Origin of the sequence: Blastococcus sp. TF02A-26 (genome assembly GCF_003319125.1) — a bacterium.
Taxonomy (GTDB): domain Bacteria; phylum Actinomycetota; class Actinomycetes; order Mycobacteriales; family Geodermatophilaceae; genus Trujillonella.
The window spans coordinates 218,038-242,195 of the sequence record NZ_QOHG01000004.1; the positions used below are offsets into that span (position 1 = coordinate 218,038).

General features: G+C 74.4%; 23 protein-coding genes. 15 read left to right on the forward strand and 8 right to left on the reverse strand.

The features are described 5' to 3' along the window. Positions 1-7: 7 nt before the first annotated feature. The 5 genes from pknB (at position 8) to DQ240_RS06435 (ending at position 4,327) form a co-directional block, all read left to right on the forward strand. Complete coding sequence (gene pknB / locus DQ240_RS06415; RefSeq protein WP_113838770.1) at positions 8-2,002, forward strand: Stk1 family PASTA domain-containing Ser/Thr kinase; 1,995 nt, start codon at positions 8-10, stop codon at positions 2,000-2,002. Between the two features lies 1 nt (position 2,003). Beyond that, entirely contained in the window at positions 2,004-2,912 is a 909-nt protein-coding gene (locus DQ240_RS06420; protein WP_113838771.1) for a deoxyribonuclease IV, read from the forward strand. Positions 2,913-3,000: 88 nt separating this feature from the next. Further along, complete coding sequence (locus DQ240_RS06425) at positions 3,001-3,198, forward strand: bacterioferritin-associated ferredoxin (RefSeq protein WP_113838772.1); 198 nt, start codon at positions 3,001-3,003, stop codon at positions 3,196-3,198. Positions 3,199-3,306: 108 nt separating this feature from the next. Next, entirely contained in the window at positions 3,307-3,795 is a 489-nt protein-coding gene (gene bfr, locus DQ240_RS06430) for a bacterioferritin (protein ID WP_113838773.1), read from the forward strand. 70 nt (positions 3,796-3,865) lie between these two features. After that, positions 3,866-4,327 carry a GNAT family N-acetyltransferase gene (locus DQ240_RS06435; RefSeq protein ID WP_113838774.1) on the forward strand — a complete coding sequence of 154 codons (462 nt, stop codon included), beginning with the start codon at positions 3,866-3,868 and terminating at the stop codon, positions 4,325-4,327. A 6-nt stretch (positions 4,328-4,333) separates the two neighbouring features. Here DQ240_RS06435 and DQ240_RS06440 read toward each other — a convergent pair whose 3' ends face one another. From DQ240_RS06440 to DQ240_RS06450, 3 genes are all read right to left on the reverse strand, one after another. Continuing rightward, positions 4,334-4,906, reverse strand: a complete 573-nt coding sequence (locus DQ240_RS06440; protein WP_113838775.1) for an endonuclease/exonuclease/phosphatase family protein — start codon at positions 4,904-4,906, stop codon at positions 4,334-4,336. Between the two features lie 297 nt (positions 4,907-5,203). Beyond that, positions 5,204-6,232, reverse strand: a complete 1,029-nt coding sequence (locus DQ240_RS06445; protein ID WP_233498546.1) for a low specificity L-threonine aldolase — start codon at positions 6,230-6,232, stop codon at positions 5,204-5,206. Then, positions 6,232-7,569, reverse strand: coding sequence for a class II 3-deoxy-7-phosphoheptulonate synthase (locus tag DQ240_RS06450; RefSeq protein ID WP_113838776.1), 1,338 nt, complete (start codon positions 7,567-7,569; stop codon positions 6,232-6,234). Before DQ240_RS06450 ends, DQ240_RS06445 begins: the two co-directional genes overlap by 1 nt. A gap of 175 nt (positions 7,570-7,744) precedes the next feature. Between DQ240_RS06450 and DQ240_RS06455 the strand changes: the two genes are divergently transcribed. After that, entirely contained in the window at positions 7,745-9,868 is a 2,124-nt protein-coding gene (locus tag DQ240_RS06455) for a methyl-accepting chemotaxis protein (RefSeq protein ID WP_233498547.1), read from the forward strand. A 47-nt stretch (positions 9,869-9,915) separates the two neighbouring features. Then, positions 9,916-10,806 carry an NAD(P)H-binding protein gene (locus DQ240_RS06460; RefSeq protein ID WP_113838777.1) on the forward strand — a complete coding sequence of 297 codons (891 nt, stop codon included), beginning with the start codon at positions 9,916-9,918 and terminating at the stop codon, positions 10,804-10,806. Here the strand turns inward: DQ240_RS06460 and DQ240_RS06465 are convergent. Next, positions 10,803-11,288, reverse strand: a complete 486-nt coding sequence (locus DQ240_RS06465) for a polyadenylate-specific 3'-exoribonuclease AS (protein WP_113838872.1) — start codon at positions 11,286-11,288, stop codon at positions 10,803-10,805. The two genes, DQ240_RS06460 and DQ240_RS06465, sit on opposite strands and share 4 nt — an antisense overlap. Before the next feature lie 115 nt (positions 11,289-11,403). Here DQ240_RS06465 and glpK point away from each other — a divergent pair, with 115 nt between their 5' ends. Beyond that, complete coding sequence (gene glpK / locus DQ240_RS06470; protein ID WP_113838778.1) at positions 11,404-12,879, forward strand: glycerol kinase GlpK; 1,476 nt, start codon at positions 11,404-11,406, stop codon at positions 12,877-12,879. 12 nt (positions 12,880-12,891) lie between these two features. Here glpK and DQ240_RS06475 read toward each other — a convergent pair whose 3' ends face one another. Continuing rightward, a complete protein-coding gene (locus DQ240_RS06475) occupies positions 12,892-13,278 on the reverse strand; it encodes a MerR family transcriptional regulator (RefSeq protein ID WP_113838779.1) in 387 nt (128 codons plus the stop codon). An 87-nt stretch (positions 13,279-13,365) separates the two neighbouring features. On the opposite strand from DQ240_RS06475, the gene DQ240_RS06480 reads away from it, so the two are divergent. The 4 genes from DQ240_RS06480 to DQ240_RS06495 all read left to right on the forward strand — a co-directional run bounded on the left by DQ240_RS06480 (position 13,366) and on the right by DQ240_RS06495 (position 17,782). Next, positions 13,366-14,070 (forward strand): SDR family oxidoreductase, encoded by a 705-nt coding sequence (locus DQ240_RS06480; RefSeq protein WP_113838780.1) that lies wholly within the window; start codon positions 13,366-13,368, stop codon positions 14,068-14,070. A 96-nt stretch (positions 14,071-14,166) separates the two neighbouring features. After that, positions 14,167-14,925 (forward strand): DeoR/GlpR family DNA-binding transcription regulator, encoded by a 759-nt coding sequence (locus tag DQ240_RS06485; RefSeq protein ID WP_113838873.1) that lies wholly within the window; start codon positions 14,167-14,169, stop codon positions 14,923-14,925. A 44-nt stretch (positions 14,926-14,969) separates the two neighbouring features. Further along, on the forward strand, positions 14,970-16,181 hold the full coding sequence (locus DQ240_RS06490; RefSeq protein ID WP_113838781.1) for an MFS transporter: 1,212 nt from the start codon (positions 14,970-14,972) through the stop codon (positions 16,179-16,181). A 92-nt stretch (positions 16,182-16,273) separates the two neighbouring features. Continuing rightward, positions 16,274-17,782 carry an alpha/beta hydrolase domain-containing protein gene (locus tag DQ240_RS06495; RefSeq protein ID WP_199589113.1) on the forward strand — a complete coding sequence of 503 codons (1,509 nt, stop codon included), beginning with the start codon at positions 16,274-16,276 and terminating at the stop codon, positions 17,780-17,782. A gap of 61 nt (positions 17,783-17,843) precedes the next feature. Here the strand turns inward: DQ240_RS06495 and DQ240_RS06500 are convergent, their stop codons facing one another. Both DQ240_RS06500 and DQ240_RS06505 read right to left on the reverse strand, forming a co-directional pair. After that, positions 17,844-19,139, reverse strand: coding sequence for a cation:proton antiporter (locus DQ240_RS06500; RefSeq protein ID WP_199589115.1), 1,296 nt, complete (start codon positions 19,137-19,139; stop codon positions 17,844-17,846). Positions 19,140-19,186: 47 nt separating this feature from the next. Beyond that, positions 19,187-20,092 (reverse strand): SDR family oxidoreductase, encoded by a 906-nt coding sequence (locus DQ240_RS06505; protein WP_113838782.1) that lies wholly within the window; start codon positions 20,090-20,092, stop codon positions 19,187-19,189. 114 nt (positions 20,093-20,206) lie between these two features. Here DQ240_RS06505 and DQ240_RS06510 point away from each other — a divergent pair, with 114 nt between their 5' ends. From DQ240_RS06510 to DQ240_RS06520, 3 genes are read left to right on the forward strand one after another with little or no spacing between them, the layout of a single operon-like run. Continuing rightward, complete coding sequence (locus tag DQ240_RS06510; protein ID WP_113838783.1) at positions 20,207-21,733, forward strand: NAD(P)/FAD-dependent oxidoreductase; 1,527 nt, start codon at positions 20,207-20,209, stop codon at positions 21,731-21,733. After that, positions 21,730-22,680: an alpha/beta fold hydrolase gene (locus DQ240_RS06515; protein ID WP_158548558.1), complete on the forward strand. Its 951-nt coding sequence runs from the start codon at positions 21,730-21,732 to the stop codon at positions 22,678-22,680. Before DQ240_RS06510 ends, DQ240_RS06515 begins: the two co-directional genes overlap by 4 nt. Positions 22,681-22,691: 11 nt before the next feature. Next, complete coding sequence (locus DQ240_RS06520) at positions 22,692-23,273, forward strand: TetR/AcrR family transcriptional regulator (protein ID WP_199589117.1); 582 nt, start codon at positions 22,692-22,694, stop codon at positions 23,271-23,273. A gap of 16 nt (positions 23,274-23,289) precedes the next feature. Here the strand turns inward: DQ240_RS06520 and DQ240_RS06525 are convergent, their stop codons facing one another. Beyond that, positions 23,290-24,054, reverse strand: a complete 765-nt coding sequence (locus DQ240_RS06525; RefSeq protein ID WP_233498548.1) for a 1-acyl-sn-glycerol-3-phosphate acyltransferase — start codon at positions 24,052-24,054, stop codon at positions 23,290-23,292. Between the last annotated feature and the right edge of the window lie 104 nt (positions 24,055-24,158).

Below are 24,158 nucleotides of genomic sequence, written 5' to 3' on the forward strand. Positions count from 1 at the left end.
CGGGCCCGTGGACACCACCGTGACCGACCCCGTGGTGGGGCTGGTCCTCGAGGGGCGCTACCGCCTCGAGGAGCGGCTCGCCCGCGGCGGGATGTCCACGGTCTACGCCGCCACCGACCTGCGCCTGGACCGCACGGTCGCGGTCAAGGTCATGGCCGAGCACCTGAAGCACGACCCGTCGTTCGTCGACCGGTTCACCCGCGAGGCCCGCGCCGCGGCGATGCTCAGCCACCCGAACGTCGTCAGCGTCAGCGACCAGGGCAGCGACCAGGGGCTGGTGTTCCTGGTCATGGAGCTCGTCCGCGGCCGCACGCTGCGCGACCTGCTGCAGGCCCGCGGCCGGCTGACCGTCGCCGAGGCCTTCGCCGTCCTCGAGCCGGTCCTGTCCGGCCTGGCCGCCGCCCACCGCGCCGGCATCGTGCACCGCGACATCAAGCCCGAGAACGTGCTCATCGGGCACGACGGCGTGGTGAAGGTCGCCGACTTCGGCCTGGCCCGTGCCGTCGCCGGTACCGGGCAGACCAGCCACACCGGTGGCGTGCTCATCGGCACCGTCGCCTACCTCTCCCCCGAGCAGCTCGAGCGCGGCAGGGCCGACGCCCGCAGCGACGTCTACGCCGCGGGCATCGTGCTGTTCGAGATGCTCACCGGGCACCCGCCCTTCGGCGGCGACACCCCGCTGGCGGTGGCCTACCAGCACGTCCACCACGACGTGCCGACGCCGTCGGAGGAGGTCCCCGGTCTCGCGTGGCAGGTGGACGAGCTGGTCGCCCGCACCACCCGCCGCGACCCCGTCGTCCGCCCGCTGGACGCCGGCGCCTTCCTCGCCGACCTCGAGGACGTCCGCTCCGACGTCGGCATCCCGCGGGTGCCCGTGCCGACCGGCCGCAGCTCCGCCGGGCCGGACACGATCCGCCCGACCAACCGGCCGCGCACCACCTCGCCGCAGCGGCACCCCAGCGCCCCGGGCGACGGCACCGAGGTGCTCGGCGCCAGCAGCCGGCGCAGCGGGTCCCGCACCAGCATGCTGCCCGGGATGGGCGCCGGCCCCACCACCGACGTCGCCGGTGCCCGACCCGCCCCGCCGCGCCCCCGCCCCGGCGTGCCCGACCACATCCGCCGCCGTCGCGCCCGCTTCGCCGTCGCCATCGTCCTGCTGTTGGCGATCACCGTCGGCGCGGTCGGCTGGTGGTTCGGTTCCGGCCGGTGGACGACGGTGCCCGAGCTCGTGGGCCTGGACCGCGAGGCGGCCATCGGCCAGCTCCAGGAGGCCGGGCTCGAGGTGGGCAGCGTCGAGGAGGTCTTCGACGAGGTCGTCCCCGTCGACCAGGTCATGTCCGCCGACCCCGAGGGTGGCGACGCGATCCGCGGCACCGACGTCGACCTCGTCGTCTCCAAGGGCCCCGAGCGGTTCGCCGTCGACCCGGCCCTGGTGAACCGGCCGATCGACGAGGTCCGCGCGGCACTGGCCGAGGCGGAGCTGCCGCTCACCTTCACCGAGGTGCTGGACTACGACAACGACGTGCCGGAGGGCAACGTCACCGGCTTCGACCCGCAGCCGGGCACCCAGCTGGCCCGCGACACCGCGGTCACCGTCTACGTCAGCCGCGGACCTGCACCGGTCGCCGTCCCGGCCCTGATCGGCGTCGCCGCGGCCGATGCACGCGCCACCCTCGAGCAGCTGGAGTTCGTGGTCGAGGAGACGACCGGGCAGAGCTCCGAGGTGGAGATCGGCGAGGTCATGGCCGTGGACCCGCCGGCGGGTCAGGAGGCGCCGTTCGGGTCCACCGTCACCATCCAGGTGTCCGACGGGCTGCCCCAGGTCACCGTCCCCGACGTCGTCGGCGACGACGTGGACGACGCGACCGAGGAGCTCGAGGCGCTGGGGCTGCGGGTGGAGGTGCAGACCTTCATCGCCGGATCGACGGTCCGCCGGCAGAGCCCCGGCGCCGGCGACGTCGTCCGGTGGGGCGACACGATCTACCTCCTGGTCATCGCCTGACGTGAGTTCCCCCCGCGTCGCGCCGCCGATCGGCGCGCACATCCAGATCAAGGGCGGCCTGGCCAAGGGCGGGCTGCCCTACACCGACGCCACCGGCGCCCGCGCCGTGCAGGTCTTCGTCGGCAACCCGCGCGGCTGGAAGCTGACCGCGGGCACCCCGGCGCAGGACGCCGCCTTCACCGCCGGCTGCGCCGAGCGCGGCGTGCCGTCGTTCATCCACACGCCGTTCCTGGTCAACGTCGGCTCCCCGACCGAGGCCACCGTCGAGGCGTCGATCGCCAGCATCGCGCACAACCTCGCCCGCGGCGCCGAGCTCGGCTGCGCCGGGGTCGTGGTGCACGCCGGGTCGGCGGTCGGCGAGGACCGCTACGAGGCGGCGCTGGGGCAGCTGCACGAGCGGCTGCTGCCGGTGCTCGACGCCGCCCCCGCCGACGGTCCCCGCCTGCTGATCGAGCCGACGGCCGGTGGCGGGAAGTCCCTCGCCGCGACCGTCGAGGACCTGGGCCCGTACCTCGCGGCGCTGGACATGCACCCGCTGGTCGGCGTCTGCTTCGACACCTGCCACGCGTGGGCGGCCGGGCACGACCTGGCCGCCCCCGGCGGGATGACCGCCACCCTCGACGCCCTCGAGGCCGCCGTCGGCCCGGGCCGGCTGGGCCTGGTGCACGCCAACGACTCCCTCGACGGCTGCGGCTCCAAGCGGGACCGGCACACCACCATCGGCGAGGGGTCGATCGGGGTGGCCCCGTTCGCGGAGCTGCTCGCGCACCCGTCGACGTCCGGCGTCCCGGTCGTCGTCGAGACGCCGAGCGAGCTCGACGGCACGCCCTGGGGCGGGCACGCGCGCGACATCGCCCTGCTCTGCTCGCTGCGCGACGGCACCGGCGCCGCGGACGACGCAGCCGCCTGACGAGGAACACCGGCTGTGGCCCTTGGCACACAGGCAAGGCTGAGCTAACTTAGGGCTGCCTTCCCGTCCTGCACCCAGGAGCGCGCCCGTGTACGTCTGCATCTGCTACGCCGTCACCGAGACCGAGCTGACGGGCGTCCTCGCGGCGGGTGCGCGCAGCGAGGAGGAGGTCGGCGACGCCTGCGGTGCCGGCACCGGGTGCGGCAGCTGCCTCGACCGGATCTGCGACCGCCTCCGCGCCGTCGACCCGCTGCACGGCCTCGGCGTCGCTGCGCCGGCCGCCTGATCCGGGCAAAACCGCAGGTGAGCCTGCCCTTGCCAAGGGTGACCTGAAGAGGTGGCACCCCCGCGGCTCCGGCTAGCCTCGACGCAGCCGGACCCCAGGAGGACCCCCATGCAAGGCGACGCCCGAGTCATCCAGATGCTCAACGAGCAGCTCACCAGCGAGCTGACCGCGATCAACCAGTACTTCCTGCACGCGAAGATGCAGGAGAACTGGGGCTACAACAAGCTCGCCGCGTACACCCGCAAGGAGTCCATCGAGGAGATGGTCCACGCGGAGCGCATCACCGAGCGCATCCTCTTCCTCGAGGGCCTGCCGAACTACCAGAAGCTGCTGGCGCTGCGCATCGGCCAGACCGTCCGCGAGCAGTTCGAGGCCGACATGGCCATCGAGCTCGAGGTCGTCGAGCGCCTGCGCCCGGCCGCGGCCTACTGCGACGAGGTCGGTGACCGGGTCACCAAGAACCTCTTCGAGGAGATCCTCGCCAACGAGGAGGAGCACATCGACTACCTCGAGACCCAGCTCCACCTGATGGACACCATCGGCGAGCAGCTCTACCTGGCCGGCCAGATCGACCACCCCACCACCGGCTCGAACTGACCGACCGCCGACGGGCCCGCACCTCTCCCCCGGGGTGCGGGCCCGTCGGCGTCTGCGAGGAGGCAGGTCCGTGACCGACGTCCGGTTGGGTGCGCCCGGCGTGGCAGCGGCCGGTGAGCTGCTCACCCTGCAGCGCGCCGCGTACGTGACCGAGGCGCAGCTGTACGACGACGTCCGGCTGCCCGCGCTCGTCCAGGCCCTCGACGAGCTCGCCGCCGAGCTGGCCACGGCCCGCTGCACCGGCGCGTGGCTGGACGGCCGCCTGGTCGGCGCGGTCCGCACCCGCGAGGACGACGGCGTCCTGCACGTCGGCCGCCTCGTCGTCGCCCCGGACCTGCAGGGCCGGGGCATCGGCAGCCGGCTGCTCCGGGCCGCGGAGGAGGGCACCGAGGCGGGGACGGCGGCGCTGTTCACCGGCCACCTGAGCACGGCCAACATCCGGCTCTACGAGCGCAACGGGTACCGCGAGCACCGCCGCGAGCAGGTCCACCCCGGGCTCGCGCTGGTGCACCTCACCAAGCCCCTGCGCTGAGGCCGCTCAGGGCTGGACGAGGTCTGGCAGCACGCCGAAGTGGTCGCTCGGCCGGACGCCGTCCAGGGTCGGCTCGTCGGTGCCGGTGAGCGGGTTGCGGGGGTCGACGGTAGCCCCGCCATCGGCGCCGTGGACGGACTCCCCGCAGTTGCGGTAGGCCGTGCTCCGCCCGGCGGGGGACTGCAGCCCGGTGAGGAACCGGTGGCTCGCCGATGCCGGCTCGGCGTTCAGGTCACCGCCGAGGACGACGTGCGCCGGCTCGTCGCCGACGAGGGCGTCGATGCCTGCAGCCACGGCGACCGCGTGCAGTTCCTGCTCCGGCTCCGCTGCCCGCGACCAGGACGGCCCATGGCTCACGACCACCAGCCGGCCGAACGCCGGGGGCGCCTCGAGCTCGGCGACCACCGCACCGCACGCCCAGTCCGCGGTCCGCGGCGTCAGGTGCAGGTCCACCTCGTGCACCGCCCGGATCGGCCAGCGGCTGGCCACGCTGGCGCCCGGGTGGGCACCGTCGCCGACCAGACCGGCCGCCTGGTGGACGACGTGGTGGTCGGGCAGGACCTCGGCCGCGGAGTCCACGCCCTCCCCACGACCGCCTCCTGGAGGAGGACCACGTCGGGGTCGAGCGCGGTCAGAGCCCGACGCAGCACCCGCGCACGCCTCGACCGCTCCGCGTGCCGGGCGAAGAGGTGGAGGGTGAGCACCCCCGGGTCTGCCGCTGCCACGGCCGCCAGGCTGCCGCGGCCGCCGTCCGCCCGCCGCTCGGACTCAGCGGGCGAGCCGTCGCGCTGAGCCGGCAGGCGGGCGCGTGAACGTTGTCCCAGTACCGGCCATCCGCTGACACGTCCTGGCCGGTGGCGGGACAACGCCTCCACGTCAGCGGGCGAGGATCCCGCCGAGCACCTTCGCGGCGCGCTGGATCCCGGCGCGGTCGACGTACAGGTGGGTGACCAGGCGCACCCGGCGGGGCCCGACCTGGGACACGAGCACGCCCTCGGCCTTGGCCGCCTCGGCGACCAGCGGTGCGGGGACGTCGTCGAGCACGACCATGTTCGTCTCGACCGTCGCCGGGTCGACCCCGAGCAGCTCTGCCAGCAGCCGCGCGTGCTCGTGGTCCTCGGCCATCCGCGGCAGGTGCGCGTCCAGCGCATAGGTGCACGCCGCGGCGAGGACGCCGACCTGGCGCATCCCGCCGCCGAGGCGCTTGCGCCACAGCCGCGCGGTGGCGATCCGCTCGGCCGAGGCGACCAGCACCGAGCCGACGGGCGTCCCCAGCCCCTTGGAGAAGCAGACCGAGGCGGTGTCGGCCAGCCGCCCGTAGGTCGACAGCTCGACGCCGGAGGCGACGGAGGCGTTCCAGATGCGGGCGCCGTCGAGGTGGACGGCGACGCCGGCCTCCCGGGACCACTCCCACAGCCGGCGCAGCTCGTCCAGCGGCTGGACCCGGCCGAAGCCGCGGTTGTGCGTGTTCTCCACGGCGATCGCGGCGGTGGCGGTCAGGTGCCAGTCGTCGCGCGGCCGGACCTGGGCGATCAGCGCGCCGGCGTCGAGCAGACCCCGGTCGGAGACGACGGTGCGGGTGGAGATGCCGAACACCGCGGCCGCGGCACCCATCTCGTAGGTGACCACGTGCGCGTCGGCGTCGCAGAGCACCTCCTGACCCGGCTCGCAGACCAGGCGCATGCCGATCTGGTTGCCCATCGTCCCCGAGGGCACGAACAACGCCGCCTCGTGGCCGAACAGCGCCGCCACCCGCTCCTCGAGCGCGGTGACCGCCGGGTCCTCCCCGTAGACGTCGTCGCCGACCTCCGCCTCGGCCATCGCCCGGCGCATGCCGGGCGTCGGCCGGGTGACGGTGTCCGAACGCAGGTCGACGAGATCGGCAGGGCGGGCCGGGTGGACCACTAGCCGCGCAGCATCTCGGCGACGAGGAACGCGAGCTCCAGCGACTGCCCGGTGTTCAACCGCGGGTCGCAGGCGGTCTCGTACCGGCTGTTGAGGTCCTCGTCGCTGATCTCCATCGCGCCGCCGAGGCACTCGGTGACGTCCTCGCCGGTGAGCTCGACGTGGATGCCGCCCGGCCAGGTGCCCAGCTCGCGGTGCACGGAGAAGAAGCCGAGGACCTCGTCGACCACCCGGTCGAAGTGCCGCGTCTTGTACCCGGTCGAGGACTCGTGGGTGTTGCCGTGCATCGGGTCGCACTGCCAGACGACGGTGTGCCCGCTGGCGGTGACCTTCTCCACGATCGAGGGCAGGACGTCGCGGATCTTCCCGTTGCCCATCCGGCTGATCAGCGTGAGCCGGCCGGGGATGCCGTCGGGGTCGAGCCGCTCGACGAGCTCGACGGCCTGCTCGGGCGTCGTCGTCGGGCCGATCTTGACGCCGATGGGGTTGGCGATCCTCGAGAAGAACTCGACGTGCGCGCCGTCCATCTGGCGGGTGCGCTCGCCGATCCACACGAAGTGCGCCGAGGCCGCGTAGGCGCGGCCGTCGTGCACCCGGGTCAGCGCGCGCTCGTAGTCGAGGATCAGGCCCTCGTGGCTGTTGAACAGCTCCACCCCGCGCAGCGCGTCGGAGTCGATGCCGCAGGCCTTCATGAACGCCAGCGCGCGGTCGATCTCGCGGGCGATCACCTCGTAGCGGACGCCGGCCGGCGAGGTGGCGACGAAGTCCTTGTTCCAGTCGTGCACCGCGTGCAGGTCGGCGAGGCCGCCCCGGGCGTAGGCGCGGATCATGTTCATCGCCGCGGCCGAGTTGGCGTAGGCGCGGACCAGCCGGTTCGGGTCGGGGATCCGCTCCTCGAGCACCGGGTTCAGCGAGTTCACCATGTCGCCGCGGTAGGACGGCAGGCCGAGCGCGTCGATGTTCGAGCTGCGCGGCTTGGCGTACTGGCCGGCGACGCGGCCGACCTTCACGACCGGGACGCTGGCGCCGTAGGTGAGGACGACGGCCATCTGCAGCAGCGTCCGCGTGGTGCTCTGCAGGTGCGGCTCGGTGTTGAGGTCGAAGGTCTCCGCACAGTCCCCGCCCTGCAGCAGGAACGCCTTGCCCTGCGCCACGTCGGCCAGCTGCGCGCGCAGCGCGTCCACCTCGCTGGGCGCGACGATCGGCGGGACGGTGGACAGCGTGCCCAGGACCGCGTCCAGGGCGGCGCGGTCGGGCCACTCGGGCTGCTGGGCGGCGGGCAGCTCCCGCCACCGGTCCAGGTCGGGGACCAGCTCAGCAGGTTCGGTCAGGCTCACCCCGCCAGGGTACGGCCGCCCGTCCCGACTCCCGGACCAGCCCTCCGCACGGGTGACACCGGACCGCACGTCGCGAGTTCCAGATGTTCCGGTTCCGGTTCACATCCGGTCCCCAACTGCCGAGGACCACCTCGGGCGGCTCCCGCCCGGACGAACGGCACGGAGGACAGAGGACATGCGCACGACCGCGCTCCTGGACCGGAGCATCCGCGCCAAGGTGGTCGCCCTCGCCATCGGCAGCGTGCTGGTGACGGGGACGGCCATGGCCGGGGTCAGCGCCTGGCAGAGCAGCCGTTTCGCGGCCACGGCCGAGGACGACGTCGCGGACCTGGTCGACGAGGACATCTCGCGCACGGCCGACGGCGTGTACGACGTCGTCGCGACCCAGGGCGCCTCGACCCAGGCCATGGTCGACACCAGCCTCGCCGTCGCCCTGTCGGTCCTCCAGCAGAGCGGCGGGTTCGGCCTGGGCACCGGATCGGTCCGCTGGGAGGCCAAGGACCAGCTGACGAACGAGGTCACGCCGCTGGACCTGCCGCGGGCGATGGTCGGCGGCCAGTGGCTGGGCCAGAACGCCGACCCGGCCGTGCCCACCCCGCTGGTCGACCAGGTGCGCGACCTCGTCGGCGGCACCGCGACGGTGTTCCAGCGGATGCCGTCGGGCGACATGCTGCGCGTCGCCACCAACGTGCTCGGCACGACGGGCAACCGCGCCATCGGCACCTACATCCCGGCCACCAAGCCCGACGGGTCGCCGAACCCGGTCGTCGCCGCCGTCTCCGCCGGGCAGACCTTCCGCGGGAACGCCTTCGTCGTCGGCTCCTGGTACGTCAGCGCGTACACGCCGCTGCTGGACCGCGCCGGCCAGGTCGTCGGCATGCTCTACGTCGGCGTCCAGCAGCAGAACATCCCCGCCCTGCGGGAGAGCATCGAGCAGACCGCGGTCGGCGAGCACGGCCACGTCGAGGTCCTGGGCGGCACCGGTGACCGGGCCGGCGTGGTCCAGATCAGCCCCGGTGGTACCCGCGACGGCGAGGCGGAGCTCGAGCGCACCGACGCAGCCGGCGCCCCCTACGTGCAGCGCGTCGTCGAGGCCGCGGTGGGCCTGCAGCCCGGCGAGCAGGCGACCGTCCGCTACGACGACCCCGACGCCGGCCCCACCACGGCCAAGGTCTCCTACTACGCGCCGTGGGACTGGGTGATCGTCACGATCGCGCGCGACGCGGACTTCGCCGCCCCGACCGAGCACCTGGCCGACGGCCGGTCCGCGATGCTGACCGCACTGCTCGTCGCCGTCGTCCTGGTCGCCCTCCTCGGCGCCGTCGTCGCCGCCCGGCTGGGCTCGCGGCTCACCCGCCCGCTGCAGCAGCTCAGCGAGCGCATGGCCGAGATCGCCGACGGCGACGCCGACCTGACCCAGCGGGTCCCGGTCGTGCGCGACGACGAGGTCGGCCGGCTCTCCGCGGCGTTCAACCGGTTCGTGGAGAAGGTCGCCGGGACCGTGCGGGACATCGGCGGGTGCGCGCAGCGGATCGCGTCCTCGGCCTCCGGCGTGGCCGCCGTCGCCGACGGTCTGGCGACGCGGGCCGTGCAGAGCCGCGACCAGGCCGGCCAGGCGCACGCCGCGGCCGGCGAGATCAGCGCGAGCGTGACCGCCGCCGCGGCCGCGGCCGAGCAGATGGGCGCCTCCATCGCCGAGATCTCCCGCAGCGCCGCCGACGCCGCCGGGGTGGGGCGGCAGGCCGCCGTCCTCGCGCAGGAGACCGAGGTCTCGATCTCCGCCCTGGGCACCAGCTCGGCCGAGATCGGCGACGTCGTCCGGGTCATCGCCGCGGTGGCCGAGCAGACGAACCTGCTGGCGCTCAACGCCACCATCGAGGCCGCCCGCGCCGGCGACGCCGGCAAGGGCTTCGCGGTGGTCGCCCACGAGGTCAAGGAACTGGCCCAGGAGGCGTCCCGGGCCAGCGAGGACATCGCCCGCCGGGTGCAGGCCATCCAGGGCGACACCGCCGGCGCCGTCGAGTCGATCGCCCGGATCGCCGGGGTCGTGCACACCATCAACGACCACCAGACGACCATCGCCAGCGCCGTGGAGGAGCAGACGGCGACCACCCGCGAGCTCAGCCGCAGCGTGGCCGTCGCCGCCGAGGGCACCGGCACCGTCGCCAGCACGCTCACCACCGTCAGCGCCGACGCCGTGGACAGTGCGGCCGACGTCGACCGGGCGCGCGCCGCAGCGGTGGAGCTCGACGGGCTCTCCCGGGAGCTCACCCGGCTGCTCGGGGTCTTCACGGTCTGAGTGGCGGTCCGGGAAGCATCCCGGCGGGTCGCGGGTTGCTGGCCCGCATGACTCCCGCAAACGGCCCCATCGCGGTCACCGGCGCCACCGGCGGCCTCGGCCGGAGGGTCGCCGAACGGCTGTCGGCCGCCGGCGTCGACCTCCGGCTGGTGGTGCGCGACGCCGGCCGGTCGCGGTTCCTGCCCGGCTCCGAGGTCGTGGAGAACCCGGGCGGCTACGCCGACGGCGACGGGTTCGCCGCGGCCCTCGACGGGGTGCACACCCTGTACCTGGTCTCGGCCGCCGAGGCCGTGGACCGGGTGGAGCAGCACCGCACCGCCGTCGCCGCGGCGGCCCGCGCCGGGGTGCGGCGGGTGGTCTACACGTCGTTCCTGGGCGCCGCGCCGGACTCGGTGTTCACCCTCGGCCGGCACCACGCCGCCACCGAGGAGGCCCTCGCCGCCTCGGGCATGGCGTGGACGGCGCTGCGGCACTCGCTGTACGCCGACTTCGTCCCCGCCCTGGCGGTGCGGTCCGACGGCGGGGCGGTCATCGCCGGCCCGGCGGGCGACGGACGGGCCAGCTTCGTGTCCCGCGACGACTGCGCCGACGTCGCCGCCGCGGTGCTGCTCGACGACTCCGGCGCGCTGGACGGGCGCGCGGTCGGCGTCACCGGCCCGGCGGCGGTGTCCCTGGCGGAGGCGGCCGCCGTGCTCACCGAGGTGAGCGGGATCCCGGTCGCCTACCGCGAGGAGACCGTCGAGGAGGCGTGGGCGAGCCGCCGGCCCTCCGGGCACCCGGACTGGGAGATCGAGGGCTGGATCAGCAGCTACACGTCGATCGCGGCCGGCGAGATGGCCGCGGTGACCGACGCCGTCCCCTCCCTCACCGGCCACCCGGCGCGGTCGCTGGCCGACCAGCTCCGCGCCCACCCCGGCGACTTCGCTCACCTGCGCTAGGCGCGCGCGGCCTCGATGGCCTGCCACCGGGCCAGGTTGTAGCGGGCGTCGACCAGGGCGTCGTGGGTCCCGGCGGGCTTGGGCGGCAGCGGCGGCTGGCCGGCGTCGTCCCAGCGCTGGCGCAGCTCGCGGGTGAACCGCGGGATGGCCCGGGGCAGCGCCGGCATGGCGCCCCACAGCTGGGCGAGCGCGACGTGGTCGTAGGCGGCGAACCACGCCCAGAGCTCGACCTCCTCCCCCGGCCCGGTCAGGAAGGCCAGCAGGTCGTCGCGGATCTGCCGGCGGCTGCGCCAGGCCCGGTCCGACGGCGGGGGCAGCTGGTCGAGGACGTTGCGGCGCACCCACGGGATGGCCTTGCGGTCGTCGAACTCGGTGCTGACGGCGTAGAACTCCCGCCCCGTCTCGTCCACGACGCCGATGGAGACCAGGTCGATCGTCGTCCCGTCCTCGATGAACTCGGTGTCGTAGAAGAAGCGCCGCACGGCGACCACGGTAGGTCGCTGCCCATGGGGTCGACTCCGCGCCCCGCTCCGCTCCTCGCTCGTTCCTCGCTGCGATGCTCACGGAGCTGTCGTCTCCCGGGTTAGGTTCGCCCTCATGCCGGTGCTGGCGATCGACGCAGGGACGACCGGGGTGACCGCCCTGGTCGTGGGTGAGGACGGCGGCCTGCTCTCGCGCGGCTACCGCGAGTTCGCGCAGCTGTTCCCGCGCCCCGGGTGGGTGGAGCACGAGCCCGAGGACATCTGGACCGCGACGCTGGCTGCCTGCCGCGAGGCCCTCGCCGGAACCGGGCAGCAGCCGACGTGCGTGGGGATCACCGACCAGCGGGAGACCGCCGTCGTCTGGGACCGCCGCACCGGCCGCTCCCCCCGCCCGGCCATCGTCTGGCAGGACCGCCGGACCACCGGCGTCTGCGACCGGCTGCGCGACGCCGGACACGAGCCGCGGGTGGCCGAGCTGACCGGCCTGCGCCTGGACCCGTACTTCACCGGCACCAAGTACTGCTGGCTCGCCGCCGAGGAGCCCCGGCTGTGGGAGGGCGTCCGCGACGGGTCGCTCGCGCTGGGCACGGTCGACTCCTACCTCGTGCACCGGCTGACCGGCGGCGCCGCGCACGTCACCGACCCGAGCAACGCCAGCCGGACGCTGCTGTTCGACCTCGTCGCCGGCGACTGGTCCGACGAGCTGTGCGAGCTGTTCGAGGTCCCGCGGTCGGCGCTGCCCGAGGTGGTGCCCAGCTCGGGCGTCGTCGGCACCACCGACGCCGACGCGTTCCTCGGTCTGGAACTGCCGATCGCCGGGATCGCCGGCGACCAGCAGGCCGCCCTGTTCGGCCAGGCCTGCTACTCCCCCGGCGACAGCAAGTGCACCTACGGCACCGGCTCCTTCGTGCTCACCAACACCGGGACGACGCCGGTGCGCTCGGAGGCCGGCCTGCTCACCACCGTGGCCTGGGACGTCGGCGACGGCCTGGTCTACGCCCTCGAGGGCTCCATCTTCGTGACCGGTGCCGCCGTCCAGTGGCTGCGCGACGGCCTGGGGCTGATCGACTCCGCCGCCGAGATCGAGGGGCTGGCGCGCACGGTGCCCGACTCCGGTGACCTGGTCTTCGTCCCGGCGCTGACCGGCATGGGCGCCCCGCACTGGGACCCGCACGCCCGCGGGGCGATCGTCGGGATCACCCGCGGCACGACCCGGGCGCACCTGGCCCGGGCCACGCTGGAGGCGATCGCGTTCGAGGTGCGCGACGTCGTCGACGTCATGGTCACCGAGGCCGGGCTCGAGGTCCCGGAGCTGTCGGCCGACGGCGGTGCCAGCGCCAACGACCTGCTGCTGCAGCTGCAGGCCGACCAGCTCGCCGTCCCGGTCCGCCGGCCGCGGGTGACCGAGACGACGGCACTCGGCGCGGCCTTCCTCGCGGGGCTGGGCACGGGCGTGTGGAGCAGCCAGGACGAGCTCGCCGCGACCTGGGCCCTGGACCGCCGGTTCGAGCCGGAGCCGGGCCGCCGCGACGACGGCCGGCACGAGCGCTGGCGGGAGGCGCTCGGCCGCGCCGGGCACTGGACCTCCTGAGGGAGCAGCGGGTCAGCCCGCGGGGGTCAGCTCGCACGCGGCGGGCGTGCCGCCGTCGACGTGGGTCAGGGTCGCGGCGATCACCGCGTCCATCCGGTCGCGCGTGGCGATGAGGTCGCGCGCCTGCTGGTCGATGCGGTCCCGCTCGGCGGTCAGCCGCGCGACCATCTCGGGGGTGGCGCGACCCGTGTGCACGCACGGCAGGAGATCGACGATGGCGCGGCTGGACAGGCCGGCGGCGTAGAGCAGCTGGATCCACCGCACCCGGTCGACGGCGCCGTCGGAGTAGTGCCGCTGCCCGCTCGCACTGCGCTCGGCCTCCAGCAGCCCCTGCTCCTCGTAGTAGCGCAGCGCCCGCACGCTCACCCCGGACGCCGCCGCGACCTCACCGATCCGCACGCCCGGCCTCCTGTGACCAGTCCCACCATTGACCCTGACGTCAACGTGAGGGTCGACCCTACGTGTCCCGAACGAGAGAGGACACCCATGGAGATCACCGGATCGGTCGCACTGGTCACCGGCGCCAACCGCGGCATCGGCCGGCAGTTCGCCCGGCAGCTGCTCGAACGCGGCGCGGCCAAGGTCTACGCCACCGCCCGCCGGCCCGAGCTCGTCGACCTGCCCGGCGTCGAGACGCTGCGGCTCGACGTCACCGACCCCGACTCGATCGCCGCCGCCGCGGCCGCCGCGGACGACGTCACCCTGCTGGTCAACAACGCCGGCATCACCACCGGGACGAACCTGGTCACCGGCGACCTGGCCGAGATCCGGCGCGAGCTGGACACCCACTTCTTCGGCGCTCTCGGCATGGTGCGGGCCTTCGCGCCGACGCTCGCGGCACGCGGCGGCGGAGCCGTCGTGAACGTGCTGTCGGCGCTGTCCTGGTTCGCCGTCGACGGCGCGAACGCCTACCACGTAGCCAAGGCCGCCGAGTGGGCGCTGACCAACGGCGTCCGGCTCGAGCTGGCCGGCCAGGGAACGCTGGTCACCGGGGTCCACCTCGGCGCCGCCGACACCGACATGATGGCCGGCTACGACGGGCCGATGACCGATCCGGCGGACGTCGTCCGCGCCGCGCTGGACGGCGTGGAGAAGCGGCAGCTCGAGGTGCTCGTCGACGACTGGAGCGCCGAGGTCAAGGCCGCCCTGGCCGCCGACCCCGCCACTTTCTACGGACGGCTCCCGGCCTGATCCCGGCCCGGCGGCTGCACGACCGCAGCCGCCGGGCACCCGTCAGATCGCACACAGGAGATGTTCGGGAGAACAGGCCACGTGTACGGTACGGCCATGGACAGCGCCACCCGCCACAAGGCGATCCTCGACCGCCTGCGACGTGACGGGCGGGTGGACGTCACCGTGCTGGCGGGCGCCCTGGGCGCCTCCGACATGACGATCCGCCGCGACCTCGACGTCCTCGCCCAGGGCGGGGTGCTGCGCCGGGTCCGTGGCGGCGCGATCAGCCTGCTCAAGCGTGGCGAAGAGCTCCCCTTCGCGCTGCGCGAGGTGGAGGCCTCCGACGCGAAGCGACGCATGGGTGCCGCGGTGGCCGGCCTCCTGCAGGACGGCGAGGCGGTCGTCCTCGACGGCGGGACGACGGGCCTCGCGGTCGCCCACGCCGTCTCCGGGCGCCGGCTGACCGTCATGCCCCTGTCGCTGCACCAGCTGCCGCCGCTGTCCGCCGACCCCGCCACGACCCTCCTGGTGCCGGGCGGGACCGCACGGTTCGGGGAGGGCGGGCTCGTCGGGCCGATGACCGAGGCGGCGCTGCGCGGGATGCGGTTCGACACCGTCGTCCTGACCTGCTGCGGCTTCTCGGTGGCCGACGGCGTCATGGCCCACGACCTGCAGGAGGCCGCGGTGAAGCGTGCGGCCGTGGAGTCGTCGAACCGCGTCGTCCTGGTGGCCGAGGCCGCCAAGTTCGCCCGCTCCGCCCTCGTCGTGGTCTGCTCCACCGCCTCCATCGACACCGTCGTGACGGATGTGGGAGCCCCCGACGACGCGGTCGCGGAGCTGACCGCGGCCGGCGTCCAGGCCATCCGCGCCTGAGCCCTCCCGCTCCCCCGCCGACGCCACCCCGAGGACCTCCCCGCATGTCGTCCGACCTCGCTCCCGTCCCCTCCCAGCTGCGCCGCGCCCGGGTCGCCGTCGCCGCGTGCTTCTTCCTCGACGCGGTCTTCTACGCCAACGTGGTGCCCCGCCTCCCGGACATCAAGGCCGAACTGGGGCTGAGCAACGCCTCGCTCGGGGCGGCCCTGGCGGCCATGCCGCTGGGCGCCCTGCTGGCCGCGCTGTCCTCCGCCGCGCTGATCCGCCGGTTCACGTCCGCCCGGGTGGCGACCTGGGGGCTGGCTCTCCTGGGCATCGCCCTGTTCGGCGTGGCGGTGGCGCCGAGCTGGGCGGCTCTCGCGGCCGCACTGCTCGTCGCCGGGGCGCTCGACGCGGTCATCGACGTCGCCCAGAACGCGCACGGCCTGCGCGTGCAGCGGCTCTACCGGCGGTCGATCCTCAACGCCTTCCACGCCTACTGGAGCATCGGCGCGGTCTGCGGCGGTCTGCTCGGCTCGGTGGCGGCCGGTCTCGAGGTGCCGCTTCCCGTGCACCTCGCGACCTCCGCGGTGCTCTTCGGTCTCGTCGCGGGAGCCGCCTCCCGGGCGATGCTGCCCGGCGACGACGACGCCGACCGCGACCCCGAGCCGGAGCCGGCCGCCGGCTCCGCCGCCAGGGCCGTCCGGCGGACCGCCGTCCTGGCCATGGCGGCGCTGGGCGTGCTGGGTGTGTGCGGCGCGATCGTCGAGGACGCCGGGGCCTCGTGGAGCGCTCTCTACCTGCGCACCGAGCTGGGCGCGGGTGCCGCGCTGGCGGGACTCGGGTTCGTCGCGCTGCAGGGCGCGATGACGATCGGCCGGCTCACCGGCGACCGGGTCGTCGACCGCTTCGGGCAGCGCCGCGTGGCCCAGGCGGGCGGGGCCGTCATCGCCGTGGGCATGGGTCTGGCACTGGCGCTCCCCTCGGTGCCGAGCACCCTGGCCGGCTTCGCCCTGGCGGGACTGGGCGTCGCCACCCTCATCCCGGCGGTCTACCACGCCGCTGACGAGCTGCCCGGGCTGCGCCGGGGCACCGGGTTGGCGGTCGTCAACTGGCTGCTCCGCATCGGCTTCCTGCTCTCGCCCCCGGTGATCGGCGTCCTGGCCGACGCCGCCGGGCTGCGGATCGCGCTGCTGGCCGTGGTGGTCGCCGGGCTGGGATCGCTGCTGCTCGGCGGGGTCCTCCGCGCCCGCGTGGGGCCGCCGGTCGCACCCTGAGCGGCTCGTCCTCGACCGGCACCCACACCGCTGCTACGTTCCGCGCTGAACACGGCTCAGTGTCGAGTCGTCCGACGCACGGGGAGTGCGCAGTGAGACGTCTCGTCCTCGCCCTGGGGTGCCTCGCCGTGGTCGCGACCGGGTGCACCGGCACCGACGACGACGGGAGCGACGACGCCGCGCAGACCTCCGCCCCCAGCGCCGCGCCGCGCACCCCCACCGTCGCCGAGGCCACGGTCTCCGAGCCGCTCCCCGACGGGTTCACCCTCGCCTCGAACCCGACCATCGACTACGCCGCCCAGGGCTACGAGCAGGTCGAGTACCTGCTGTCGGGCACGGCCACGGCCTACAGCCCGACCGGGGAGCTCTCCCCCGACGGCGACTGGAGCGTCGAGCCGTCGTCGGAAGCGGCCTACACGACCCGGGTCGTCGTCACCCGGCCCACCGACGCCGGCGACTTCAACGGCACCGCCGTCGTGGAGTGGCTCAACGTCTCCGGCGGGGTCGACGCCTCGCCGGACCTCATGCTCACCCACGTCGAGCTGCTCCGGCGCGGCTACGTGCACGTGGCGGTGTCCGCGCAGCAGACCGGCCTCGACGCGACGAGGAACGCCGACCCGGAGCGGTACTCCGAGCTCTCCCACCCGGGCGACAGCTACTCCTACGACATGTACTCCCAGGCCGGGCAGGCCGTGCGCCTCGAGGCGGACACCCTGCTCGCCGGGCTGGAGCCCGAGCGGGTGCTGGCCATCGGCGCGTCCCAGTCGGCCTTCCGGCTGCTCACCTACGTCAACGCGGTGCACCCGCTGGTCGGCGTCTTCGACGGCTTCCTCGTGCACAGCCGCTTCGGCGCCGGCGCCGCGCTCTCCCAGGCCCCGCTGCCGCAGGTCGACGCCCCGACGCCGACCCGGCTGCGGGAGGACCTCGACGTCCCGGTGCTGGTGTTCCAGACCGAGACGGACGCCCAGGCACTGCAGGCGCGCCAGGAGGACAGCGACGTCTACCGGCTGTGGGAGGTCGCCGGGACGGCGCACTTCGACATGTACGGCCTGGCCACCGGAGCCGGCGACACCGGGGACGCCGCGGGCGTCGCCGCGTGGTTCGAGGACATGCGGAACCCGAGCACGAACGCGGTCTCCGTCCTCACCTGCGCGCTGCCGGTCAACGCCGGCCCGCAGACCTACGTGCTCCGGGCCGCGCTGGCCGCCCTGGACGAGTGGGTGCGCACCGGTACCCCGCCGCCGAGCGCCCCCCGCCTGGAGACGGTCAGCACCGACCCGGCCGCCCCGGAGTACGCCCTCGACGAGCAGGGCATCGTCCGCGGCGGCATCCGCACGCCCGCCGTCGACGCGCCGGTCGCCCGGCTGAGCGGCCTGGGTCAGCCCGCGGGCGAGCCCGACCAGCTGCAGCGCTTCTGCCGGCTGTTCGGCACCACGGTGCCGTTGACCACCGAGGAGCTGACGGCGCTCTACGGCGACCACGACGGCTTCGTCTCGGCCTGGGTCGAGGCGGTCGACGCCGCCGAGGCGGACGGCTACCTGCTCCCCGAGGACGCCGAGCTGCTCCGCGACGTGGCCGAGCAGGCGGCAGTTCCTGCGTGAGGCCCGCTCGCAGGGGCCCGGCTCGAGCGTGCGAGGGCCGGGGGGTGAGGGGGTCCTTGCATCAGACGGCGGTGACGGGCGCCTTGTCCTCGGTGCCGTGCACCTGTCGGGCGCGCCGGGCCCGCCGCCGGTCCAGCCAGAGCATCACCGGGCCGGCCGAGACCCCGTGCACGACGACCGAGCCCAGCACGACCAGGACGGTGACCCGCCAGAGCTGCTCGGCGCCGGGGATGTCGGCCTCCTCCAGGCCGTAGGCGAGGTAGTACAGCGATCCGACCCCGCGGACGCCGAAGAAGGCGATCGCGTTGCGCTCCCAGCGGCCGGTGTCCCCGCCCAGCTGGGCCAGCCAGCCGGTGACCGGCCGGACGACGAGCAGGAAGACCGCGGCGAAGACGAACTCCTCCCAGCCGACGCCGGACAGCACCCCGCGCGCGACAGCGCCGCCCACCAGCACGAGGACGACGACGGTGAGCAGCCGCTCGAGCTGCTCGACGTAGGCGTGCAGCACCTGGTGCCGGCCGTGCGCCCGCTCGGCGGCGCGCACCGTGCAGGCGCAGACGAACACCGCGACGAAGCCGTACCCACCGATGAGCTCGGCGAGGCCGTAGGCCAGCGCGATGCCGGCCAGCGCGATGAACCCCTCGGCCCGTTCCGCCAGCCCGACCCGCTCGGCGGGCCGGGAGAAGAACAGCGCACGCAGCCCCCAGCCCACGGCGATGCCCGTCCCGATCCCGGCGGCGAGCCGCCACAGGACGTCGACCAGGAGCCACTCCCCCAGCCAGCCCCCGGGAGCCAGCCCCGCCGCCGCGACGGCGATGGCGGCGTAGGTGAAGGGGAAGGCCAGCCCGTCGTTGAGACCCGCCTCCGAGGTCAGCGCGAACCGGGCCTCGTCCTCGCTCTCCACGTCCTCGGTGGGCTCGGCGACCTGCACCTCGCTCGCCAGGACCGGGTCGGTGGGCGCGAGCGCGGCCGCCAGCAGCATCGCCGCCGCCGCGCCCAGGCCGAGCAGCCAGCTCCCGAGCAGCGCCATGGCGACGATGGACAGGGGCATCGTGATCGCGAGCAGCCGCCAGGTCGTCGACCAGCGCCGCCAGCCCAGCGGGCGGTCCAGCGCGAGACCGGCCCCCATGAGCGAGACGAGGACGACGAGCTCGGTGAGGTGCACCGTGACGGTGCCGTGCTCCAGGGGGTCGGGCGAGGGCAGGTCCCCGGCGAGCGCGAAGCCGAGCACCCCGATCCCGACGAAGACCATCGGCATGGACAGCGGCGCCCGGCTGAGCACCCGCGGCAGGAGGGCGGCCAGGAGCGTCGCGACCCCCGCCGCGGCGTACGCCAGGCCGGTGGGGTCCACGGTCACGCGTCCAGTGTGTTGGACGCAACCCGTCCCGGCCCGGCGAGCGGCTCCTACGCGGAGGGTCGCTGCCCGCCGACCGACGAGCTGCCGAACTCCCGGCCCTGCAGCGCCTCGATGTCGCGCTCGAGCTGCGGCACCGCCGTCGCCGCGATGCGGGACATCAGCTTCTCGGAGATCGCCCCGGTGACCACCTGGCGCAGCGCGGCGACCGAGCCGACCGAGCGGGGCACGAACACCCGGCGACCGCGGGTCTCCAGGTTGTCGGCCAGCGCCTGCGCGCAGGCCTCCACCGAGGTGAAGGCGCCCAGCGGCCCGGGCAGCCGCTTGCGGGTCTCGGCGAAGGTCGGCAGGGCCGCCTCGGTGTCGCGGACCATGTCGGTGTCGATCCAGGTGGGGTGGGCGCTCGCGACGGTGACGCCGCGGTGGGCGACCTCCAGCCGCAGCGCGTCGCCGAACCGCTCCACGCCCGCCTTCGACGCGCAGTAGGCGCTCATGCCGGGGAGCACGGTGAACGCGGCGGCGGAGCTGATCAGGAGCACGTGCCCCCTGCGCTTCGCGATCTCGGGCAGCGCCGCGTGAGCCGTGAGCATCGTGCCGATCAGGTTGACCTCGATCGTCCGCGCCAGGGCGTGCGCGGAGCTGGTCATCACCGTCGTCAGCGGCGCGATGCCGGCGTTGGCGACGACGATGTCGAGCCCGCCGAAGGTGTCGACCACCCGCTGCACCGCCGTCTCCAGCGCGGCCGGGTCGGTCACGTCGCACTCCACCCACAGGTGCTCGGGCCCGAGCTCGTCGGCCACCTGGGCCAGCAGCTCGGGCTCCAGGCCCGCGAGCGCGACGCGGGCGCCCCGCGCGGCGGCCTTGCGGGCCAGCGCCGCACCGATGCCACGGGCTGCGCCGGTGATCAGCACGGTCGTGCCGGCGAGGGGCGTGCGCGTGCGGGACAGAAGCGCCATCGGGGACTCCAGGGCGGTCGGCGGGAACGCGGTGCACTCGTGTTGAGCACTGCTCAACAGCCGTTGTAGCTTCTTGACCGTTGCTCAGCAAGCCGAGGACGGGAGCTCCCCACGGTGACCAGCACGCTCGAGAACCGGCCCGACACCGACGGCGCCGTGCGGACGGTGCGGGTGGCGATCATCGGGACCGGCTTCGCCGGCCTGGGGATGGCCATCGCCCTGCGCCGCCGCGGGGAGGACGACGTCGTCCTCCTCGAACGCGCCGACGACGTCGGCGGCACCTGGCGGGACAACCACTACCCGGGTGCGGCCTGCGACGTGCAGTCCAACCTCTACTCGTTCTCCTTCGCCCCGAACCCGGACTGGCCGCGGTCCTACTCGGAGCAGCCGGAGATTCAGGCCTACCTGCTGGCCACGGCCGACCGGTACGGCATCCGCGAGAAGTGCGTCTTCGGCGCCGAGGTCACCGGCGCCCGGTGGGACGACGCCGCCCGCCAGTGGGTGGTCTCCACGACCGCCGGCGAGTTCCGCGCGACCGTGCTGGTCTCGGCGGCCGGCGCGCTGGCCGACCCCACCTACCCCGACATCCCCGGGCTGGACTCGTTCGCCGGCACCGTCATGCACTCCGCCCGGTGGGACGCCGACCACGACCTCACCGGTGAGCGCGTCGCCGTCATCGGCACCGGCGCCTCGGCCATCCAGATCGTCCCGGCGATCCAGCCGCAGGTCGACAGCATCGCCGTCTACCAGCGGACCCCGCCCTGGATCGTGCCGCGCACCGACCACCCGGTGAAGCCGTGGATGCAGCGCCTCTACCGCTGGCTGCCCGGCTTCCAGAAGCTGGTCCGCGCCTTCCTCTACGTCGTCCGCGAGTTCCTCGTCGTCGGCATGGCCAAGCGCCGGCGGTTCCTCCAGCCGGTCGGGAGGCTGGCCAAGGCCCACCTGACCCGCCAGGTCCGCGACCCGAAGCTGCGGGCGGCGCTGACGCCGGACTACACGATCGGCTGCAAGCGGATCCTCATCAGCAACGACTACTACCCGGCGGTGTCGGCGCCCAACGCCGAGCTCGTGACCGCGGGGATCGCGGAGATCCGGCCGCACTCGATCGTCACCCGTGACGGCCTGGAGCGCCCCACCGACACCCTCGTCCTGGCCACCGGCTTCCACGTCACGGACCTGCCGATCGCCGAGCGGATCACCGGCCGCGAGGGCCGCACGCTGGCCGAGGTGTGGGCCGACGGGATGGTGAGCAACCGCAGCACCACCGTGGCCGGCTTCCCGAACCTGTTCCTGCTGGTCGGGCCGAACGTCGGCGTCGGCCACACGTCGATGGTCTACATGATCGAGTCGCAGATCGCCTACGTCGACGACGCCCTGCAGACCATGGCCGCCGAGGGCCTCGCGGTGCTGGAGACGACGCCGGAGGCCCAGCGGGCGTACCGGGAGCTGATCGCCGCCAAGTCGAAGAACACCGTCTGGCTCGCCGGCGGCTGTGCCTCCTGGTACCTGGACTCCCACGGGCACAACACCACCCTGTGGCCGGACTTCACCTTTCGGTTCCGGCGGATGACCCGGCGGCTGGACCGCGAGAACTACGTCGGCACCCCGGCGGCCGAGCGCACCCCGGAGGTGGCGGCGTGACCAGCACGCAGACCCGTGAGCGGCGGACGGCCGCCGTCCGCACCGACGACGGCGCGGTCCTGCACGCCACGATCGACGGCTCCGACGACGCCCCCGTCACCCTGGTCCTCGCCCACGGCTGGACCCTGTCGCAGGCCTCCTGGGACGACCCGGTCGGGGAGCTCGTCCCGCGGATCGCCGCCGGCGAGCTCCGCCTGGTGCGCTACGACCAGCGCGGCCACGGCCGGTCGACCTGGGCTCCCGGCGACGACGACCCGGCCGCGGTGACCATCGACCGGCTCGGCCTGGACATGGGCTGCGTGCTCGACCAGATCGCCCCGCGCGGGCCCGTGGTCGTCGCCGGCCACTCGATGGGCGGCATGACGATCATGTGCCTGGCCGCCGCCCGGCCGGAGCTGTTCGGGAACCGCGTGCGCGGCACGCTGCTGGTGTCGACGTCGGCCGGCGAGCTCGGCCCACCAGCGGGCACCGCCAAGGAGAAGCTGGCCCGCCGCTTCGCGCCCGGGCTGGTCGCCGTGGCCGTGGGCGGTGCCCGGGTCATCGAGGGGCTGCGGAAGCTGACCCCGCCGGGGAGCCGGCAGCACCAGAAGATCGTCCGCGGGCTGCTCTACGGCGCCGACGCGACCGACGAGATGGTCCGCGAGGGCGCGGAGATCATGCACGCCACGACCGTGCGGGCCTTCGCGGTCTTCTACCCGGCGCTCGGCGACCACGACAAGCGCACCGAGCTCGCCGCGCTGGCCCGCGTGCCGGTGGAGATCCTCGTCGGCACCAGCGACAAGCTCACGCCGGTGCAGCACAGCCGGAAGCTCGCCGAGTCGCTCCCGGACGCCGTCCTGCACGTCGAGCCGCGCACCGGCCACATGCTCCTGCAGGAGCGGCCGCAGCTGGTCGTCGACGCCCTCGGCCGGCTGCTCACCGCCGCGGCCGACCGGGTCGCCGCCTGAGCGGGGACGCCGTGGTCGCCGCTCCTCCCCCGCCGCGCGCCCGCCGGTCGGCCGGGGACCGGCGTGCCCAGCTCGTGGCGATCGGGCTGGAGCTGCTGCCGGGGACCCCGGTGCAGGAGCTCACCATCGACGAGGTGGCCCGGCGGGCCGGCATCAGCCGCAGCCTGCTGTTCCACTACTTCGCCACCAAGCGCGACTACTACACGGCGGTGACGCGAGCGGCCGCCGACGTCCTGCTGGAGCACCTGTCCCCCCGCCCGGGACTGCCGGCCGACGAGCAGGCCACCGGCATGCTCGAGCGCTACGTCGGCTGGGTGGAGACCTACCGGGACGCGCACCTGTCGTTCGTCCGCGGCGCGGCGGCCGGCGACCCGTGGGTCGCCGAGATCTACGAGCAGACCCGCGAGCAGCTGGTCGACCTGTCGCTCACCGCGCTGGGCCTGCCCGACGACCCGCGCCGGCGTCAGCTGCTGCGGGCGTGGTTCGCCTTCACCGAGGAGCTCGTCGACCAGTGGGTCCGCGAGCCCACGATGGAGCGCACCGAGCTCGTCGACCTGCTCCGCGCGTTCCTCGACCGGCTGACGGAGCCCTGAGCCCCCGTCGGTACAGCTAGCTGGCGAGGGTCTCGGGGGCCCGGTCGGCGGCCTCGGTCGCCGGCGGCTGCAGGCGGCTGACCGCCTCCGACGCGCTGACCCCGGTGGTGTCCATCGACTTCTTCACCTGGGCGCCGTAGACGTCGACGTACTCCTGGCCGGACAGCGTCATGACCTCGTACATGATCTCGTCGGTCACCGAGCGCTCGACGAAGCGGTCGCCGGCCAGCCCCTCGTAACGGCTGAAGTCCAGCGGGCGGCCGAACTTCACGCACACCTTCGGCAGGTGCCGGCCGATGACGGGCATGTTCCGCTCCTGGTAGATCATCGCGACCGGCACGACGGGCACGCCGGTCTCCAGCGCCATGCGGGCGACGCCGATCTTCCCGCGGTACAGCCGGCCGTCCGGCGAGCGCGTCCCCTCCGGGTAGATCCCCAGCAGCTTGCCGTCCTGCAGGATGCGGACACCGGTGCGGATCGCGTCCTCGGCCGCCGACGCGCTGGACCGGTCGATGGGCACCTGGCCCGCGCCGGAGAAGAACGCCCGCTGCAGGAAGCCCTTGACGCCCGTCCCGGTGAAGTACTCCGCCTTGGCCAGGAACGTCACCCGCCGGCGCAGCTGCAGGGGCATGAAGACCCAGTCCGCGGCGGAGAGGTGGTTGCTCGCCAGGATCGCCGCCCCGGCGCGGGGCACGTTCTCCACCCCGTGGGCCTCGGGCCGGCAGGCCAGAGTCACCCACGGGCCGATGCCCACGAACTTGAGGAACCAGTAGAACAACACGCCTCCCTCGCCGGACTGTCAGACTAGGGAGCCGCGCGGCGGAAGGACAATCCGCCCGTCCCCGTACCGCGACCGCTGCCGGGCCCGGCGGCCCGCACGCCGAG